This is a genomic window from Actinoplanes sp. NBRC 101535, assembly GCF_030269225.1.
Taxonomy (GTDB): domain Bacteria; phylum Actinomycetota; class Actinomycetes; order Mycobacteriales; family Micromonosporaceae; genus Actinoplanes; species Actinoplanes rectilineatus.
The window spans coordinates 133,814-152,065 of sequence record NZ_BSSY01000012.1 but is presented as its reverse complement, the minus strand read 5'-3'; the positions used below and the strand labels follow the sequence as shown (position 1 = coordinate 152,065).

14 protein-coding genes are annotated in these 18,252 nt (G+C 69.8%); 8 read left to right on the top strand and 6 right to left on the bottom strand.

Features of this window, described 5'->3' with window-relative positions:
• Positions 1–106: 106 nt before the first annotated feature.
• From QSK32_RS29695 to QSK32_RS29675, 5 genes are all read left to right on the top strand, one after another.
• Entirely contained in the window at positions 107–1,177 is a 1,071-nt protein-coding gene (locus QSK32_RS29695; protein ID WP_045744280.1) for an NAD-dependent epimerase/dehydratase family protein, read from the top strand.
• Positions 1,178–1,355: 178 nt separating this feature from the next.
• Positions 1,356–3,482 (top strand): SulP family inorganic anion transporter, encoded by a 2,127-nt coding sequence (locus QSK32_RS29690; RefSeq protein ID WP_045744281.1) that lies wholly within the window; start codon positions 1,356–1,358, stop codon positions 3,480–3,482.
• Positions 3,483–3,757: 275 nt separating this feature from the next.
• A complete protein-coding gene (locus QSK32_RS29685) occupies positions 3,758–5,113 on the top strand; it encodes an MFS transporter (RefSeq protein WP_045744282.1) in 1,356 nt (451 codons plus the stop codon).
• Positions 5,106–6,056 (top strand): hypothetical protein, encoded by a 951-nt coding sequence (locus QSK32_RS29680; protein WP_045744283.1) that lies wholly within the window; start codon positions 5,106–5,108, stop codon positions 6,054–6,056. The genes QSK32_RS29685 and QSK32_RS29680 overlap by 8 nt, the downstream gene beginning before the upstream one ends.
• A gap of 208 nt (positions 6,057–6,264) precedes the next feature.
• Positions 6,265–6,768, top strand: coding sequence for a mycothiol transferase (locus tag QSK32_RS29675; protein ID WP_083449225.1), 504 nt, complete (start codon positions 6,265–6,267; stop codon positions 6,766–6,768).
• 171 nt (positions 6,769–6,939) lie between these two features.
• Here the strand turns inward: QSK32_RS29675 and QSK32_RS29670 are convergent, their stop codons facing one another.
• The 5 genes from QSK32_RS29670 to QSK32_RS29650 all read right to left on the bottom strand — a co-directional run bounded on the left by QSK32_RS29670 (position 6,940) and on the right by QSK32_RS29650 (position 12,842).
• A complete protein-coding gene (locus QSK32_RS29670) occupies positions 6,940–8,406 on the bottom strand; it encodes an ATP-binding protein (RefSeq protein ID WP_045744285.1) in 1,467 nt (488 codons plus the stop codon).
• Between the two features lie 3 nt (positions 8,407–8,409).
• Positions 8,410–10,068, bottom strand: a complete 1,659-nt coding sequence (locus tag QSK32_RS29665) for an NAD(P)/FAD-dependent oxidoreductase (RefSeq protein ID WP_285473792.1) — start codon at positions 10,066–10,068, stop codon at positions 8,410–8,412.
• Between the two features lie 12 nt (positions 10,069–10,080).
• A complete protein-coding gene (locus QSK32_RS29660) occupies positions 10,081–11,199 on the bottom strand; it encodes an NAD(+)/NADH kinase (RefSeq protein WP_245674072.1) in 1,119 nt (372 codons plus the stop codon).
• Between the two features lie 64 nt (positions 11,200–11,263).
• Positions 11,264–12,241 (bottom strand): class I SAM-dependent methyltransferase, encoded by a 978-nt coding sequence (locus QSK32_RS29655; protein WP_285473791.1) that lies wholly within the window; start codon positions 12,239–12,241, stop codon positions 11,264–11,266.
• A gap of 46 nt (positions 12,242–12,287) precedes the next feature.
• Positions 12,288–12,842, bottom strand: a complete 555-nt coding sequence (locus QSK32_RS29650; protein ID WP_285473790.1) for a GNAT family N-acetyltransferase — start codon at positions 12,840–12,842, stop codon at positions 12,288–12,290.
• Between the two features lie 68 nt (positions 12,843–12,910).
• On the opposite strand from QSK32_RS29650, the gene QSK32_RS29645 reads away from it, so the two are divergent.
• On the top strand, positions 12,911–13,870 hold the full coding sequence (locus QSK32_RS29645; RefSeq protein WP_285473789.1) for an Acg family FMN-binding oxidoreductase: 960 nt from the start codon (positions 12,911–12,913) through the stop codon (positions 13,868–13,870).
• A 262-nt stretch (positions 13,871–14,132) separates the two neighbouring features.
• On the opposite strand, the gene QSK32_RS29640 is transcribed toward QSK32_RS29645, so the two are convergent.
• Entirely contained in the window at positions 14,133–15,794 is a 1,662-nt protein-coding gene (locus QSK32_RS29640) for a sulfatase-like hydrolase/transferase (protein WP_285473788.1), read from the bottom strand.
• A 97-nt stretch (positions 15,795–15,891) separates the two neighbouring features.
• Here QSK32_RS29640 and QSK32_RS29635 point away from each other — a divergent pair, with 97 nt between their 5' ends.
• Positions 15,892–16,506, top strand: a complete 615-nt coding sequence (locus QSK32_RS29635; RefSeq protein WP_045742866.1) for a TetR/AcrR family transcriptional regulator — start codon at positions 15,892–15,894, stop codon at positions 16,504–16,506.
• 2 nt (positions 16,507–16,508) lie between these two features.
• Entirely contained in the window at positions 16,509–18,245 is a 1,737-nt protein-coding gene (locus tag QSK32_RS29630; protein WP_045742865.1) for an ABC transporter ATP-binding protein, read from the top strand.
• The last annotated feature ends 7 nt before the right edge of the window (positions 18,246–18,252 follow it).

Below are 18,252 nucleotides of genomic sequence, written 5' to 3'. Positions count from 1 at the left end.
GCTCTCGCCGAACATGACAAGGGCGACACTGCCGACCGCCCCATCCCGGACATGCATGCCGTGTGTAATCTCGGCCCGTGGCGCCCCACACCACTCGGAGGTCCTGATGAGCAGCGTCGTCGTAATCACCGGTTCGGCCGGTCTGATCGGGTCCGAGTCGGTCCGGCACTTCGCCGGGCTGGGCATGGACGTGGTCGGTGTCGACAACGACATGCGCGGTTACTTCTTCGGCAAGGACGGCTCCACGAAGTGGAACCTGGACCGGCTGACCAAGGAGATCGGCGACCGCTACACGCACCACAGCATCGACATCCGCGACCGCGAGGGGCTGGACAAGCTCTTCGCCTCGCTCGGCAGGAACGTCGGCCTGGTCATCCACGCGGCCGCGCAGCCGAGCCACGACTGGGCCGCGAAGGAGCCGTTCACCGACTTCGACGTGAACGCGGTCGGCACCCTCAACATGCTCGAGGCCACCCGCCGGCACTCGATCACGGCGCCGTTCATCTTCACCTCGACCAACAAGGTCTACGGCGACACGCCCAACTCGTTGCCGCTGATCGAGCAGGAGACCCGCTGGGAGCTGCCCGAGGACCACAAGTGGTATCAGGGCATCGACGAGACCATGTCGATCGACAGCAGCCTGCACTCGGTCTTCGGTGCGAGCAAGGTCGCCGCGGACGTGATGGTCCAGGAGTACGGCCGGTACTTCGACATGCCGACCGCGGTGTTCCGGGGCGGCACGCTGACCGGTCCGGGTCACTCCGCCGCGGAACTGCACGGCTTCCTCGCGTACGTGATGCGCTGTGTCATGGAACAGCGGCTCTACAAGATCTACGGCTACAAGGGCAAGCAGGTCCGGGACGCGATCCACTCCAGTGACCTGGTGTCCGCGTTCGAGGCGTTCCACAAGGCGCCGCGGATCGCCGAGATCTACAACATCGGTGGCGGCCGGTTCTCGAACTGCAGCGTGCTGGAGGCGTTCACGCTCGCTTCCGAGATCGCCGGGGTGCCCGCCAACACCGAGTACGTCGACCAGAACCGGACCGGCGACCACCAGTGGTGGATCAGCGACACGGCCCGGTTCCAGGAGCACTACCCGACCTGGAAGCACACGTACGACGTGCCGGCGATCCTGCGCGAGATGTACGAGGCGAACCAGGACATCTGGAAGGCCTGACCTCCACTTTCTCGTTTCGACGGCCGTGCGGCGTTTCGCCGCGCGGCCGTTCGTCGTTGTTTCCGGTAATTATTGGCGTTATCGGATTTCTGGGCGAATAACCCTAACTTGCTGTGTTTTACCTGTAAGGAGCGGGTGGGTAATCACCCGTTAACCGCACTTGAGCTACATTTACGAAATGTCCGACTTGACGCAGTCTTTGCGCCGGGACTTGCCGGCGTCCATCGTCGTGTTCCTCATCGCCATCCCGCTGTCGCTCGGCATCGCCGCGGCATCCGGGGCCCCGCTCCTGGCGGGGTTGGTCGCCGCGGTCGTCGGCGGCATCGTCGCCGGAGCCCTGGGTGGCTCCGTCCTTCAGGTCAGCGGCCCCGCCGCCGGCCTGACCGTCATCGTGGCCGGTGCCGTCTCCGAATTCGGATTCGCCGGCACCGCCGCCATCGTCGCCATGGCCGGTCTGGTCCAGATCGTGCTCGGCGTCTCCCGCCTCGGCCGCGCGGCCCTGGCCCTCTCACCCGCCGTCGTGCACGGCATGCTGGCCGGCATCGGCCTGACCATCGCCCTCAGCCAGATCCACGTCATGCTCGGTGGCGCCGCACAGAGCGCCGCCTGGCAGAACCTGATCGACCTGCCGCAACAGATCGTGTCCCACCACGGCACCTCCGCCCTGCTGGGCGTCCTCACCGTGGCGATCCTGATCCTCTGGCCCCGTCTCGTCCGCTTCTCCCTGCTGCCGCCCGCGCTGGTGGCGGTGGCCTCGATGACCGTCCTCGCGATGTTCATCGGCGACGGCGTGGCCCGGGTCGACCTGCCCGACGACCCGCTGGCCGGCATGATCCGCCCGGTCTGGCCGGACGCCCCGATCCGCTCGATCTTCGTCGCCGTGATGACGATCGCCCTGGTCGCGAGCGTCGAATCACTACTCTCCGCGGTCGCGGTGGACCGGCTGCACAACGGGCCGCGCGCCAACCTCAACCGCGAGCTGGTCGGCCAGGGCGCCGCGAACACGCTCTCCGGCCTGCTCGGCGGCCTGCCGGTCACCGGAGTGATCGTGCGGAGCTCGACCAACGTGGCGGCCGGGGCGAAGACCCGCGCGTCCGCCATCCTGCACGGCGTGTGGATCGCGGCGTTCGTGCTGCTCTTCGCGAACGTGCTGGAGGCCATTCCGATGGCGGTGCTCGCCGCGGTGCTCATCGTGGTCGGGATCCGGCTGGTCAGCCTGGCCCAGATCCGCACCTACGCACGGCACCGGGAACTGCCCACGTACGTGGTGACCGCACTCGGCGTGCTCTTCGTCGACCTGCTCACCGGGGTGGCCCTCGGCATGGTGACCGCCGCCCTGATGATCCTCTGGCGGCTCACCCGCTCGGAGATCCACCGGACCGAGACCGCGCCCGGCAAGTGGCTGGTCACGATCACCGGCACCCTGGCGTTCGTCGAGTCGGCCCGGCTCACCCGGGAGTTCGGCGAACTGCCGCCCGAGGCGGACGTCGACGTCGAACTGCACCTCGACTACCTCGACCACGGTGCCTTCGAGACGATCCGGGAATGGAAGGAGGGGTACGAGCGGGCCGGCGGTCACGTCCAGATCCGCGAAGTGCACGACTCCTGGTTCCATCAAGCCACCTCGGGGCGGCTCGGCAGCGGCAAACGGTCGCCGCGGGTGCTCGGATCGTGGAGCCGCTGGCAGGACATGGACCAGCAGCGCCGGGACGCGATGGCGATCGGGATCGCGGAGTTCGAGCGTACGGTCGCGCCCCTGGTCCGCCCGCATCTGGCCACCCTGGCCCGGGAAGGACAGCGCCCGCAGCAGCTCTTCATCACCTGCGCGGACTCCCGGCTGGTCCCCAACATGATCACCGCGAGCGGTCCGGGTGACCTGTTCTGCGTCCGTAACGTCGGCAACATCGTGCCGGCGCACGGCACCGGGGACTCCTCGGTGGGGGCGGCGATCGAGTACGCCGTGGACGTTCTCGGCGTCGGCACCATCACGGTCTGCGGCCACTCCGGCTGCGGTGCGGTCCGGGCCCTGATGAACGGGGCCGCGCGGCCGGGCTCGGCGCTCGGCGAATGGCTGGAGCACTCGCACGTGGGCTTCACCGACGTGACCGACGAGGAGCGCTGCTGCACCGACAACGTGCTCAAGCAGCTGGCCAACCTGCGGACCTATCCGACCGTGCAGGACGCGGAGGCGGCCGGCCGTCTCCGGATCACCGGGATGTTCTTCGACCTGGCCGAGGCCCGGATGTACGAGATCGACCCGTTGCTGGGTGACGCGCGGCCGGTGTCGACGATCCCCGCCGCCTGATCCTTCTCCTCTCCAGGTGGGGAGTGCGCGTGCGCACTCCCCACCTTTCTGTTTCCGCCTTCGTCCGCGCTGTTTCCGCCCGGCCGCGCTGTTTCCGCCCTCGGCCGCTCATCCCACGCGTCCGCGCGTTGTTCGCCCGCTCGTTGTTCGTCCGTTCGTCCGTTCGTCCGTCCGTTCGTGCTTCGTCTGCTCGTGAGGGAGCGCACGTTGCAGGTCACCTGCGGCACGGAGAAAGGTAAGGGGCAGATCCCCCGAAGAATCCGAAAGGCCGAGCCATGCCGCTGCGTCCCGGAGCCCGGGCCTGGGCGGTGTGGGCCGCGGGCCTCGCCGCATACATCGTCGCTGTGCTGCACCGGACCTCCCTCGGCGTCGCCGGGCTGGACGCACAGGTCCGTTTCGACGTCGGCGCGAGTGCCCTGGCCGGGTTCGCCGTCCTGCAACTGCTCGTCTACGCCGCTCTACAGATCCCGGTCGGCCTGCTCCTCGACCGGTTCGGATCACTGCGCCTGGTGCTGGCCGGCGCGCTGTTCATGACCGCCGGGCAGACCCTGATGGCCTTCGCCGACGGGGTGACCGGCGCCGTGATCGCCCGGGTTCTGGTCGGCGCCGGCGACGCGATGACGTTCATCAGCGTGCTGCGCCTGGTGCCGCACTGGTTCCCCGCCCGGCAGGTGCCGGTGCTGACCCAGGTCACCGGCATCATGGGGCAGTTCGGTCAGCTGCTCTCGGCCGTGCCCCTCGCTGCTCTTCTCGCCGGACCCGGCTGGACCACCGCGTTCGCCGGTGCCGCCGGGGTCGGGGTCCTCGCCACCATCGTCATCTTCGTCGCGTTGCGCGACACCCCGGAACGCCGCTTCAACAGCGGTCCGCCGATCAGCTGGCAGCATCTCGGCGCGGAGGTCGGCGCGGCCTGGCGGCACCCGGGCACCCGTCTCGGTCTGTGGACCCACTTCACCACCCAGTTCACGGGCACGGTCTTCGCGCTGATGTGGGGTGTGCCGTTCCTGATCGCCGGCGAGGGTCTGACCCGCGGTCAGGCCAGTTCACTGCTCATCCTGTTCGTGGTGACCAGCATGGTGTCCGGCCCGTTCCTCGGCCTGCTCACCCAGCGGCACCCGCTCCGGCGCTCGTGGATGGTCCTCGGCATCGTCGCCCTCAACATGATCGCCTGGGCCGTGGTGATCGCCTGGCCCGGCCGCGCGCCGATGTCCCTGCTGATCGGTCTGGTGATCGCCATCGGGCTGGGCGGCCCCGGCTCGGTGATCGGGTTCGACTTCGCCCGCACCTTCAACCCACCGAGCCGCCTCGGCACCGCGACCGGGGTCGTCAACGTCGGCGGTTTCGTCGCGTCGCTGCTCGCGATCGAGTTGATCGGCCTGATCCTGGACGCCCGCACCGGCGGCAGTGCCGACTATCACATCTCCGATTTCCGGGCCGCGATGTCGGTGCAGTTCGCCGTCGCCGCCATCGGTGTCGCAGGCATTCTGCGGACCCGCCGCCTGGCCCGCCGCAAGATCACGGCGGAGGAGGGCATCGAGTTCCGCCCCCTCCGTCAGGTTCTGGTCGGTTTAACGACCGGCCGTGAGGTAAAGGCAGAGAGCTTGCGCGATGGAGAGGAGGCACATGACTGACCACGCGCAATCCCGGCTCCTGTCCGGTATCGACATTCCCAAGACCATCGCGGGAACGCTCGCCGCAGTCTCCGCAGCGGTGGTCGGATCCTTCCTCGGCGTCGCCGGCACCATCATCGGCGCCGCCGTGGCAAGCCTGATCAGCTCGGTGGGCACCGAGATCTACCACCGTTCGATCGACAAGGGCACCAAACGCCTGCAGAGTGCGTTCACCGCCGCGCCCGCCGCGGTGGGCACTCCCGAGGTGGTGGCTGCCGCCGACGTCTCACCGTCGTCGGCTCCGGTCTCCGGGGCGCCTGCTCCCGGGGCTTCCACTTCTCCGGATTCCACCGGCGGTGCCGTGGTGTCCGGGGCGGCCGCCGGCGGGGCCGTCCACTCCTCGGCATCCACCTCGACCGGGGTCACCAAGATCCGGTGGAAGCGGGTGGCACTGGTGGCGGGCGCGTTCTTCGTGCTGGGCATGGGCACGCTGACCGCGGCGGAACTGTTCGCGGGCCGTTCGGCGGCGGACGCCACGAGCGGACGGGACAGCGGGTCACCGACGATCCTCTTCCAGTCGGACTCGTCGGACTCGTCCGATCCCGGTTCCGGCTCGCCCGACGACGAGGAGACCACCCCGTCCCCGGACGAGACGACCACTCCGGCACCCGGCGACACCGCGGGGACGACGGAGACGGTCGAGCCCGGCACCGAGTCGACCACCGACCCGGACCCGGCGGAGACCGGCCCGACCGAGCAGCCGACCGAGGCCACCGAGCCGACCGAGGCTCCCGCCGAGGAGGAGACGTCCGACGGCGGTTCCGGCCAGGACCAGACCGACAGTGGAAGCGACACCGGCTCGACAGGTAGTGGTTCGAGCGGCGCCGACTCCAACTCCACCGACTCCGACTCCAACAGCTCCAACCGCTCCACCGGTTCGTCCGATTCCTCCGCCGAGAACTGACCTGCTTGATCACTAAGGAACGAACCACCCCGGGCCCGGCGGTGCCAGCACCCAGAATTGTTCACCTCTGGGCTGGCCCCGTCCGGGCCCGGCGGTGCCAGCACCCGGAATCGTCCACCTCTGGGCTGGTCCGTCCGGGCCCGGCGTCATCGTCCGGACTGATCCACTTTCAGGTCGGACATCGTTTCTCTGCATGAAGGGTGATTTCATGGACGCGAAGGACATCCTCATCGAGGCCCACGGGCGGCTGCCCGAGCTGGTGGAGACCGCCGTCCGCGGCCTCACTCCCGAGCAGCTCCGCTGGGCGCCCGCCCCGGGTGCGAACCCGATCGGCTGGCTGGTCTGGCACCTGACCCGGGTACAGGACCACCACCTGACCGACATGATCGACGGCACGGACCAGGTCTACCTGTCCGGCGGCTGGGCGCCCCGCTTCGGCTTGGAGCCCGAGCCCGACGACACCGGTTACGCGCACACGCCCGAGCAGGTCGCCGCGGTCGCTCCGGAATCCGACACCGTGCTCATCGACTACTACACGGCGGTCCACGAACGCACGGTCGGCTACCTCGAGTCCCTGACCGAACCCGACCTCGACCGCATCATCGACAAGGCGTGGGATCCCCCGGTGACGGTAGCCGTCCGCCTGGTCAGCGTCATCGACGACGACGCCCAGCACGCAGGCCAGGCCGCCTACGTCCGCGGCCTGCTCTGACCCGGAGGACACCGGCCCGCCGTCCGGATGACAGCAGGTGCCCCTCTCCCCCAAGCCGTTGCGGGGTGAGGAGACGCCGGAGGAATTCATCAGGCGGACGGCGGTGCCGACCGGGTCAGCGTTCGGAGGCTGATCGCCGGGCCGCGCATCGCCGACCGCCCCTGACCGGCATCAGGCCGACGACGGCTCGGTGAGCGGCAACCGGACCAGGAAACGGGTGTCCCCCGGCGCCGACTCGACCGTGATGTCACCGCCGTGCCCGTTCGTCACGATCCGGTAGGAGATGTCGAGGCCGAGACCGGTCCCCTGCCCCACCGGCTTCGTGGTGAAGAACGGCTCGAAGACGCGTTTGCGCACCTCGGGTGTCATCCCCGGGCCGGTGTCCCGGAGCGAGACGAGCACATGATCGCCCTCGCGGGACGTGTGGATCGTCAGCGTGCCGGTGTGCTCCATCGCCTGGATCGCGTTGTCGATCAGGTTCGTCCACACCTGGTTCAGCTCGGCCGGGTGCGCCGGGATCTGCGGCAGGGAACGGTCGTACTCCTTCACCACGCGTACCCCGTCGCCGATCTTGTGGGACAGCATCACCAGGGTGCTGTCCAGGCCGGTGTGCACGTCGATCCACTGGTGCGCGGCCCGGTCCACGTGCGAGTACTGCTTGGCGGCGAGGACCAGCGACGACACCCGGCTGGTGGCGTCCTCGATGTCGCTCATCAGCTGTTCGGTCTCCAGGGCGTACCCGATCCAGTGGATCGCCTGATCGAGCAGTTCCGGCGAGGCCAGCCGGGATTCGATCTCGGCGAGGCAGTCCACGTCGATGCCACCCTGGGCGAAGACCGGGGCGACGTCCCAGGGCGCGGTGACCTCGCGGCTCTCCATCCAGTCGCCGAGTTCGTCCTCCAGGTCGGCGGTCTGCATCGCGGTCAGCACCGGGGCCTTCGCGGCCCGTTCGATGACCTCCTCCTGCAGTTCGAGGAGGGCCGTCAGCCGGTCCGGGGCGACCTTGCCGGCCGCCAGCTTGCCGAGCTTCATCCGCATCGCGGCGACCCGCTGACGCAGCGCACCGGTGGCCCGGGAGGCGGCCGCAGCCGGGTTGTTCAACTCGTGCATCAGGCCGGCGGAGAGCGCGCCGAGTGCCGCCAGCCGCTGGCGTTCCCCGATCGCCGCCTGCGAGCTGCGCATCCCGAGAGCGAGGCCCTCCAGCAGGTGGATGGCCATCGGGAACCAGTCGCGCATCAGGGCGCCGAAGTCGGCGGACGAGAGCACGAAGAACTCGCTGTCGGAGAGCGCCCGCATGGACTGCATGTAGGTGCGGGGCACCCCGTCGTCACGGATGTACGCCTGGGTGGCGCCCATGTAGACGCCGCGCTGCTCGGTGCGGTTGGTCTCCACGTCGTCGGCGCCGACCCGCCGGGTGAGCGCGATCGTCCCGCTGAGCAGCACGAAGAACTTCTCGGCCGGGTCGCCCTCGCGCAGTACCAGGCCACCGGCCGGGACCCGCATGGTGCAGCCGTGTGCGGCGATCCAGGCGAGCTGGTCGTCGGTGAGTTTCTCGAAGAGGAAGAGACCGCGCAGTTCCTCGGTGGTGAGCGCGCCCGGCTCGCACGGTTCGAGCCGGATCTCCTCGGTGTCGGGCATGGTTTACTCCGCTTCCAGGTAGCGATGGACCAGCGCGACGGCCATGGCTCCCTCGCCGACCGCCGAGGCCACCCGCTTGATCGAGTTGGCCCGGACGTCGCCGGCGGCGAAGATGCCGGGGACACTGCTCTCCAGATAGAACGGATCCCGGTCGCGATCCCATCCCCGCGGGCGTTCCCCGTTGGCGAGCAGATCCGAGCCGGTCCGGATGAATCCCTTCGCGTCGCGGGCCACCACGTCGCCGAGCCACTCGGTCCGCGGTTCCGCCCCGATGAACACGAAGAGATAACCGCATTCGACGGTGGCCTTCGTGCCGTCCTTGCTGTCACAGATGGTGATCGCCTGCAGGTGGCCGTCGCCGTGTGCCCCGACCACCTCGCACCGGGTCCGGATCGCGATGTTGTCGATCCGCCCGAGTTGCTGGATGAGGTAGTACGACATCGACGCCTCGAGGGAGTCGCCGCGGACGAGCAACGTGACCTTCCGGGCGTACCGGGAGAAGAAGAGCGCGGCCTGACCGGCGGAGTTCGCACCACCCACGATGTAGACGTCGGTGCCGGCGCACGCCGGTCCCTCGGTGGACGCCGAGCCGTAGAAGACCCCCGAACCGGTCAGCCCGGACACGCCGTCGGCGAGCAGCGGACGGTATGAGACGCCGGTCGAGAGCAGCACCGCCCGCGACGAGATCTCGCTGCCGTCGGAGAACATCAGGGTGTGCGCGGAGCCGTCGGTGCGCAGCCCGGTGACCTCCCGGGTGTTCAGCGTCTCGGCGGCGAACTTGTCGGCCTGCCGGCGTGCCCGGTCGGTGAGCTGGGCGCCGGAGATGCCGTCCGGGAAACCCAGGTAGTTCTCGATCCGGGAACTCTGGCCGGCCTGCCCGCCGACCGCCTGCCGTTCCACCAGCAGCGTCTTGAGACCCTCCGATCCGCCGTAGACCGCGGCGCCCAGACCGGCCGGGCCGCCGCCCACGATGACCAGATCGTAGAAGTCCCGGTCCGGGCTGGTGGACAGGCCGGCTGCCTGGGCCACCTCCTGCACGGTCGGCCGGACCAGCGCCCGCCCGTCGGCGGTCACCACCAGCGGGATCGCCTCCGGCCCGGCGTCGGCCGCCTCCATCAGGCGGCGTCCCTCCGGCTCGTCGGCGCCGAAGTAGCGGTACGGGACCAGGTTGCGCGCCAGGAAGTCGCGGATCTGGAACGACGGCTCGCTCCACCGGTGGCCGACGACCCGGATGTCCGGCATCTCCTTGTCACCGGTCGCCTGCCACGCGTCGAGCAGCGCGTCCAGCACCGGGTAGAGCTTCTCCTCCGGCGGGTCCCAGGGCTTGAGCAGGTAGTGGTCGACGTCGACCACGTTGATCGCCTGGATGGCGGCGTCGGTGTCCGCGTACGCGGTGAGCAGCGCCCGCCGCGCGTGCGGGAACAGGTCCATCGCCTGCTCGAGGAACTCGATGCCGTTCATCTGCGGCATCCGGTAGTCGGCGAGCATCACGGCCACCCGGCCGCCGCGCAGTTTCAGCTCACGCAGCGCGTCGAGCGCCTCGGATGCCGAAGAGGCCCGGACGATCCGGTACCTGTCGCCGTAACGGCGGCGCAGGTCGCGCGCGATGGCCCGGGAGACGGAGGGGTCGTCGTCGACGGTCAGGATCGCGGGGTGTCCCATGCTTGAAAGTCCTCAGCTCTCGGGGTGGCGTTCCAGATATCCGGCCACGAACGGGCAGGTGGCGACGACCGGCAGGGAACGGGACCGGGCGTCGCCGAGGGCGGCCGCGGCGAGCCGGCTCGCGAGCCCCCGGCCGGAGAAGGCCTGATCGATCTCGGTGTGCAGCAGTTCGAGCCGGTCGTCGTGCCGGACGTAGTGCAGGAACCCGGCCACCTCACCGCCGAGCAGCACCTCGTAGCGCCGGCTCTCGAAGCTGTCGACCACCACCGCCTCGGCCGGGTCGGCCGCACCGACCTGGGCGCTGCCCTCCACCCGCAACTTGCGGCGGGCCCGCTCGTAGAACGAGGTGCGACCGAACCTGATCACCTGGGCGGCGGCCGGCAGCGGCTGGATCTCGAGCCGGGCGCCGGGTTCGGCGTAGCCCTCGATGATCCCGTCGACCTCGATGGCGAGCCGCCCGCTGGTCGGCAGCACGTCCAGGGCGACGTGTTCGGAGGTGTCCAGCACCAGGGACCGGTTGAACGACGAGTGCGCGGCGGCGGCACTGACGATCAGGGCCTCCACGTTCGGCGAGACGATCGGACCACCGGCCGAGAAGCTGTACGCCGTCGACCCGGTCGGCGTGGAGACCATCACCGCGTCGGCCGCGTAGTTGACGAACCCGCGGCCCTCGACCCGGATCCCGACCGCGGCGAGACCGTGTCCCGGCACCCGGACCAGTGCGATGTCGTTGAACGCGGTGACCGTCTTGCCGTCCGGCAGTTCCACCCGCACCGCGGTCCGCGACTCGACCGTGTAACGGTGCTCGTCGATCGCCGACAGCGACTCGGGCAGGTCCGGCAGGTCCACCTCGGCGAGGAAGCCGAGCCGTCCCACGTTCACCCCGAGCACCGGCGTCTTCCGTCCCTCGACCAGCCGCATCGTACGCAGCATGGTCCCGTCACCGCCCAGGCTGACCAGCAGCCCGGCCCGTTCCACCATCTCGTCGGCGGAGACCGGCACCGCGTTGCAGTCGATCCGGGTGATCTCCTCGGGCAGTCCGAGGACGGTCACGTCCCGGTCGGCCGCCCAGCGCACGATGGTGTCGACCGCCGACCCGCAGTCCCGCCGCGGATGCAGCACCAGTCCCACTACTCTCACCATGCCCATGGCCGTCAGCCTTGCACGCGACGATGAAATCGGCGAGAACCGCCCGTCACCGGCGGTCGGCGAGGGCCAGGAACCGGTCGGGGACGTCCTCGTACGACCGCAGGCGCCAGCCGGAACCGTCCAGCAGCGGCCCCAGTCGTTCCTCGCTGAGCGGCTCGCCCGGTCGCAGCGTGCGCCCGTGCCGCGCGGCCAGCTCGGCCCGCCCGGTCGGGTGGAAGATCACCAGCGTGCCGCCGGGACGGGTGGCCCGGGCCAGTTCGGCCAGGCCGGCCGCGGGGTCGGGCAGGTGGTGGACCAGTCCGGCGGCGAAGATCACATCGGCGCTGCCGGCACCGACCGGCAGCCGGCGGGCGTCGGCCACCGCCAGGGTGGCGCAGTCGCCGCGGCCGGCCTTGCGGGCCACGTCCAGCATGTCCGGGGTGATGTCGAACCCGAACACCCGGCCGGCCGGCCCGACCGCGGTGGCCAGTGGGGGCAGCGCCCGGCCGGTGCCGCAGCCGACGTCCAGCACGACCTGCCCCGGGCGGACGCCGGCCAGCCGGACGGCTTCGGTGTATCGCGGGATGTCGTCGCCGAACCTGCTGTCCCAGCCCGCGGCCCGGGCGGTGAAGAACGCCCGGCTCTCCGACAGATACCACCGGTCGGGGTCGGCGAGGTCGGGGTGCAGGTGCCGGATCACCGGCCACTCCGGGTCCCGGTGGTCGATCACCACCTGGGCGCGGCGCTCGCCGTCGCCCTCGGCGAACCGGTGCCGGGGGCCGCCGCGCAGGTAGACCAGGACCCGGTCGGTGGCCGGCTCGAGCACGTTGAGCGCGGAGTCGAAGCCACCGCGGCCGGGGCCGCTCAGACCGAGGACCGCGTCGACGCTCCAGGCCCGCGCGGCCGGCGGGAAGGCGGCGGCCAGCCGGGCGGCGAACACCGCGGCGGCGCCGGGATCACCTCCGTCCACGATCACGGTGAGGGGGGCCCGCGGCGCCAGCACCTCGGCTAGCAATGCGGTGACTTCGGCGATGCGTTCCGGCACGCCCACAGCATGCCGGGACGGGTGTGACCCGCGCAACGCCTGGTTTTTAGACTGTTTTGTCCGCCAACCACTCCGGTGCGAGCACCGCCCAGATCTCGGTGTCCCGACGGCGTCCCTGCCAGGGGTACGACTCCCGCTTGCGTCCCTCGGCGGTCATCCCGAGCCGGCGGGCCACGTTCGCACTGGCCGTGTTGTCCGGATCGCACAGCCACTCGACCCGGTGCATGCCCCGCTCCCGGATCGCCCAGTCGATCAGGACCCGGACCGCCGTGGTGATCAGTCCGCGGCCGGTGCCGGCCGGCTCCAGCCAGCAGCCGACCTCGCAGTTGCCGGAGCCGGTGTCGAACGAGGTGAACATCGTGCCGCCGACCAGGGTGCCGTCCAGCCAGATGCCGAACAGGCCACCGGTGTCCGCGGCACGCTTGTCCGCGTACCGCTGGAGGGTCGCCGTGGCACTCGGCAGGTCGGTGCTGACACTCGCCCACGGAATCCACGGGTCGACGGTGGCCCGGGCGCGGTCCATGTGTTCCAGAAACTCGACGGCGTTCCACGGTTCCAGCGGACGCAGCTCGGCGCCCCCACCCAGAGAGATCGAGAACATGCGCGAAGCCTAGGACCTAGGGGCGAAAGGCCGTACATGACCGGGCGTGTACCGGGCACGATGAAATCATGAGCGAACAAGCACGGGCATTGGCTCAAGCGGCGGACGCGGCCCGGTTCGCCCCCTCCATCCACAACACCCAGCCGTGGCGCTGGGTGGTCCGGGGCGACCGTCTGGAGCTGCACGGCGTCGCCGAGCGGCAACTGCGCGAACAGGACCCGGACGGCCGGATGCTGCTGCTGAGCTGCGGGACCGCCCTGCACCACGCCCGGGTGGCGCTGACCGCCGAGGGCTGGGAGCACGAGGTGGAGCGGCCGGCCGGCGACCCGATCGCGGTGATCCGGATCACCGGACGGCAGTCGGCGCCCGCGGAGGCCACCCGGCACTTCCAGATGCTGCGGGTGCGGCGCACCGACCGGCGGATCGTCACCGACGAGACCGTTCCCGAGGAGACGCTGCGCCACCTGGTGACCGAGACCGAACAGGGTGGCGCCGCGCTGCACCTGCTCGGCGCCGACCAGGTCCTGGAGCTGGCGGCGGCCGTCGACCGGGCGCAGAAGGCCGAGGACACCGACGAGCGGCTGCGCGCCGAACTGGCGACCTGGGTGGGCGGCGAACGCCCGGACGGCACCGGCATCCCGGCCTCGGTACTGCCCGAGGAGGTCCCGCTCTCCACCGTCGCCGAACGCGATTTCCAGACCAGCGGGACACTCAAGGCCGGCGAGGGGCACGGCCGGGGTGCGGCCTACGGCGTTCTCTACGGTACGGGTGACGAAGCCGCCGACTGGTTGCGCGGCGGCGAGGCGCTGAGCCGCCTCTGGCTGGCCGCCACCGAGAAGGCCGTCAACCTGCTCCCGCTGAGCGGTCCGGTGGAGATCCCGTTCACCCGCCACGAACTGCGCCGCATGCTGGGTGGCATCGGCCACCCGTTCCTGGCCCTGCGCCTGGGGGTGCTCGACCCGGCCGAGTCGGCCCCGCCGCACACCCCCCGCCTCGACACCGACCAGGTCATCGAGGTCGTCGCCTAGCCGCTGGACACCTTTCGCAGTCAGGGTCTGCCTCTGTGGTGATTTCGGGCGCTCAGCACGCCCCAATTCACCACACCACCAGGGGTGTGGTGAATTGAGGCGTCCAGCGCGCCCGAAGTCACCACACCACCAGGGGTGTGGTGAATTGGGGCGTCCAGCGCGCCCGAAATCACCACACCACCAGGGGTGTGGTGAATTGAGGCGTCCAGCGCGCCCGAAGTCACCACACGGATGGGCTTCGCACCCTGACTGCGAAACGTGTCTAGTGCGGGTCGTTCTCGGGCCCGTAGGCGGCGAGGAAGCGGTCCCGGAAGGTGTCCATCCGCCAGACCGGGGCCGCGGTGTCCGGCTTGATGCCGTCGGTCCAGCCCCAGGAGGCGATCCGGTCGAGGACCTTCGGGTCCTTGGCCACCACCGTGATCGGCACGTCGTGCGAGGCGTTCAGGCCGACCACGATCGAGTTGGGCTGGTGGTCGCCGAGGAACACCATCACGGTGTTCTCGTCGCCGTACTTCTCCAGGTACTGCATCAGCGAGTCGACCGAGTAGGCGATCGAGCGGGCGTACTCCGTGCGTACCCGATGATTGTCCTTGTAGAGACTTTGCGGGGTCTCGGCGTCGGCGACGACCGGGCCGTAGACGCTGCCGTCACCCATCGCGTCCCAGTCGAGCATGCCCGGCACCGGCGCCCACGGGGTGTGGCTGGACGTCAGTGTGATCTCGGCGGCCAGCTTCGGCCGGTCGGTCTTGCTGTGCTCCAGGTCGTGGTACGCCTTCATCACGAACTGGTCGGGCATCGACGACCAGCTGAACGCCGGGCCGTTGTAGCCCAGGGTGTGCGAGTCGTAGATGTGGTCGTATCCGTAGAACTGTCCTTCCGGCCAGGCGAAGGAGATGCCCGGTTCGACACCGACCGACCGGTGCCCGGAGTTCTTGAACGCCCGGGTCAGCGTGAGACGGTCCGAGGCGACCAGGCTGCGGTACCGTGCCTCGTTCTCCACCCACATGCCGGACAGGAAGGTGGAGTGGGCCAGCCAGCTGCCGCCGCCCGAGGTGGGTGAGGTGAGCCAGCCGCTGCGGGCGGAGAAACCGGCCTTGGCAAGCCGCTCGGTGTTGGCCGCGAGGCTGTTCAGGACCGCGCCGTTGAATTCCGGGTTCTCCACCGCGTCCCGGCCGTAGCTCTCGATGAACGCCAGCATCACGTCCTTGTCGCGCAGGGCGGTGAGCAGCTGGTCGCCGGGCTGGTCACGGTAGGCGTCGATCTTCACCTCGGCGGCGAACCTCTCCCGGTCCCTCAGATCGTTCGGCAGTGCCAGCGCGGTGTGCGCCGCCAGTTCCGAGGCGGTGTAGGACGCCACCGGGATGCCGCCGATCAGCTGTACGCCGAGGGCGGCGAGCGCGACCCAGGCGACACCCACCGTGCCGAGGCCCCGCCAGGCCCGGGCACGGTGGGCGGTCAGGATGCCGCCGAGCCGCTGGATCGCCCAGGTCATCCCGGCGACCAGGCCCACGGCGAGGACGGCGACGCCGACGGCGACACCGATGGCGGAGGGCCGGCCGAGCGAGTCGACGAGGAAGTTGAAGCCGTCGTCGAAGAGCGCCCAGTCGAGCACCGGGTCGAACCGGCGGGCCAGCACCGCGAAGAAGCCGACGTCCACCAGTTTGACCACGGTCAGCAGGCCGAGGATCACGCCGATGGTGATCGTGAACACCCGGCGGAACCGTCCCTTCTGCGGTAGCGACAGCAGAAGCATCCCGGCTACCAAGGCTTCGACCGGAATGCGAACCAGCGCCGTCCACACCGAGTTTCCGGGCGGGAGCCGGGTGATCTGGTCCGGGACGATCAACGCCAGGAAGACCAGAAGCAGGGCGAATCCCGTGGTCACGTGCCGGAGGACGCGGCGGTACGGCTTGGTTGGGCTCACGTTCCTTTCATACGCCAACCGGCTGTTCCCGGTTCGACCGGTCACCCGTGACAAAAGTCAGTGGCTGAGTGAGCACTCGCTCATTACAGTGTGCGGCATGGAACCACGACGCCGTCGTGTCCCGGCCCTGGCGCCGGAGGAACGACGGGCCGCATTGATAGCCGCCACCATCCCACTGCTGCACCGGCACGGGCTCGAGGTGAGCACCCGCCAGATCGCCCAGGCCGCCGGAGTGGCCGAGGGCACGATCTTCGGCGTCTTCGAGAGCAAGAGCCAACTGGTGACCTGCTCCGTGATCAAGGCGCTCGACCCGCAGGCGACCCTGGACGGCCTGGCCGCCATCGACCGCGGGCTCGGGCTGCACGCCCGGGTCGCCCGGGCCGCCGAGCTGGTGAACGCCCGGTTCACCGAACAGGCTCACCTGATGCACTCCGCCCGCCGGCTGATCCTGGCCGGCGAGGGCGACACCGATACACAGGCGCGGATGGCCGCGTCCCGTGAGCAGTTGCAGGCCGCCATCGCCGACGTCATCGCGCCGGACGCCGGACGGCTGCGGGTCTCCCCCGCACGGGCGGCCCGCCTGCTGCTGCTCTTCTGCGGCGCGGAGGTCTTCGGGCCCTACGGCGAGCCGGCCTCGTTCCACGGCGACGACGCGGCATCCCTGCTGCTCGACGGACTGACCAAACCGGAATTCACTCGGGGGGATCGGTAACTGTGCTGATCAAACTGCTTCGTGTGCATCTGCGGCCGTACCGGAAGGAGATCACCCTGGTGGTCCTCTTCCAGTTCCTGCAGACGCTCGCGACGCTCTATCTGCCGGCGCTCAACGCCGACATCATCGACAACGGCGTGGTCAAGGGCGACACCGGCTATGTGATCCGGGTCGGCGGCGGCATGCTCGGCATCACCGTGCTGCAGATCGCCGCGCAGATCGTCGCGGTCTACTTCGGGGCACGGACCGCGATGGCGGTCGGCCGTGACCTGCGCGCCTCGATCTTCGACAAGGTGCAGGACTTCTCGGCCCGCGAGGTCGGACAGTTCGGCGCCCCGTCACTGATCACGCGGACCACCAACGACGTCCAGCAGATCCAGATGCTGGTGCTGCTCACCTTCACCCTGATGGTCTCGGCGCCGATCATGTGCGTCGGCGGCATCGTGCTGGCCATGCGCGAGGACGTCGCGCTCTCCGGCCTGCTGCTGGTGATCCTGCCGATCCTGGTCACCGTGATCGGCCTGCTCATCGTCCGGATGCGGCCGCTGTTCCGGTCCATGCAGACCCGTCTGGACCGGGTCAACAAGGTGATGCGCGAGCAGATCACCGGCATCCGGGTGATCCGGGCGTTCGTCCGCGACGATCACGAGCGGGAGCGTTACAGCGCCGCCAACGCCGACCTGAGCCACGTCTCGTTGCAGGTCGGCCGGGTGATGGCGCTGATGTTCCCGACCGTCATGCTGATCGTGAACATCTCCAGTGTCGCCGTGATGTGGTTCGGCGGTCACCGGATCGAGGACGCCGGCATGCAGGTCGGCGCGTTGACCGCGTTCATCGCGTACCTGATGCAGATCCTCATGTCGATCATGATGGCCACCTTCATGTTCATGATGGTGCCGCGTGCCGAGGTCTGCGCCGAGCGGATCAAGGAGGTGCTCGACACCGAGTCGAGCGTGGTGCCGCCCACCGCAGCGGTCACCGAGCTGGCGAGACACGGCGAACTCGAGCTCCGCGACGTCGACTTCCGCTATCCGGGTGCCGAGGCCTCGGTCGTCTCCGGGGTACGCCTGACCGCGCGTCCCCGGGAGATCACCGCGATCATCGGCAGCACCGGCAGCGGCAAGACCACCCTGCTCAACCTGGTCCCGCGACTGTTCGACGCCACCGGCGGCACGGTCCTGGTCGGCGGCGTGGACGTGCGCGAACTCGATCCGGACCTGCTGGCCCGCACCGTCGGCATGGTTCCGCAGCGGCCCTACCTGTTCAGCGGGACGGTCGCGTCCAACCTGCGCTACGGCAACCCGGACGCCACCGACGAGGACCTCTGGGCGGCGCTGGAGATCGCCCAGGCTCGGGACTTCGTCGAACGGATGGACGGACAGTTGGACGCCCCGATCGCGCAGGGCGGCACCAACGTCTCCGGCGGGCAGCGGCAACGCCTGGCCATCGCCCGGGCACTGGTGCACCGGCCGGAGATCTACCTGTTCGACGACTCGTTCTCGGCGCTCGACTACGCCACCGACGCCGCGCTGCGGGCCGCGCTGACCGGTTACATCGCCGACGCCACCGTGGTGATCGTCGCGCAGCGGGTCAGCACCATCCGCGACGCCGACCGGATCGTGGTCCTCGACGACGGCAAGGTGGTCGGCACCGGCACCCACGACGAGCTGATGCAGTCCGTACCCACGTACCGCGAGATCGTTCTTTCCCAGCTCACGGAGCAGGAGGCCACGGCATGACCGAGCG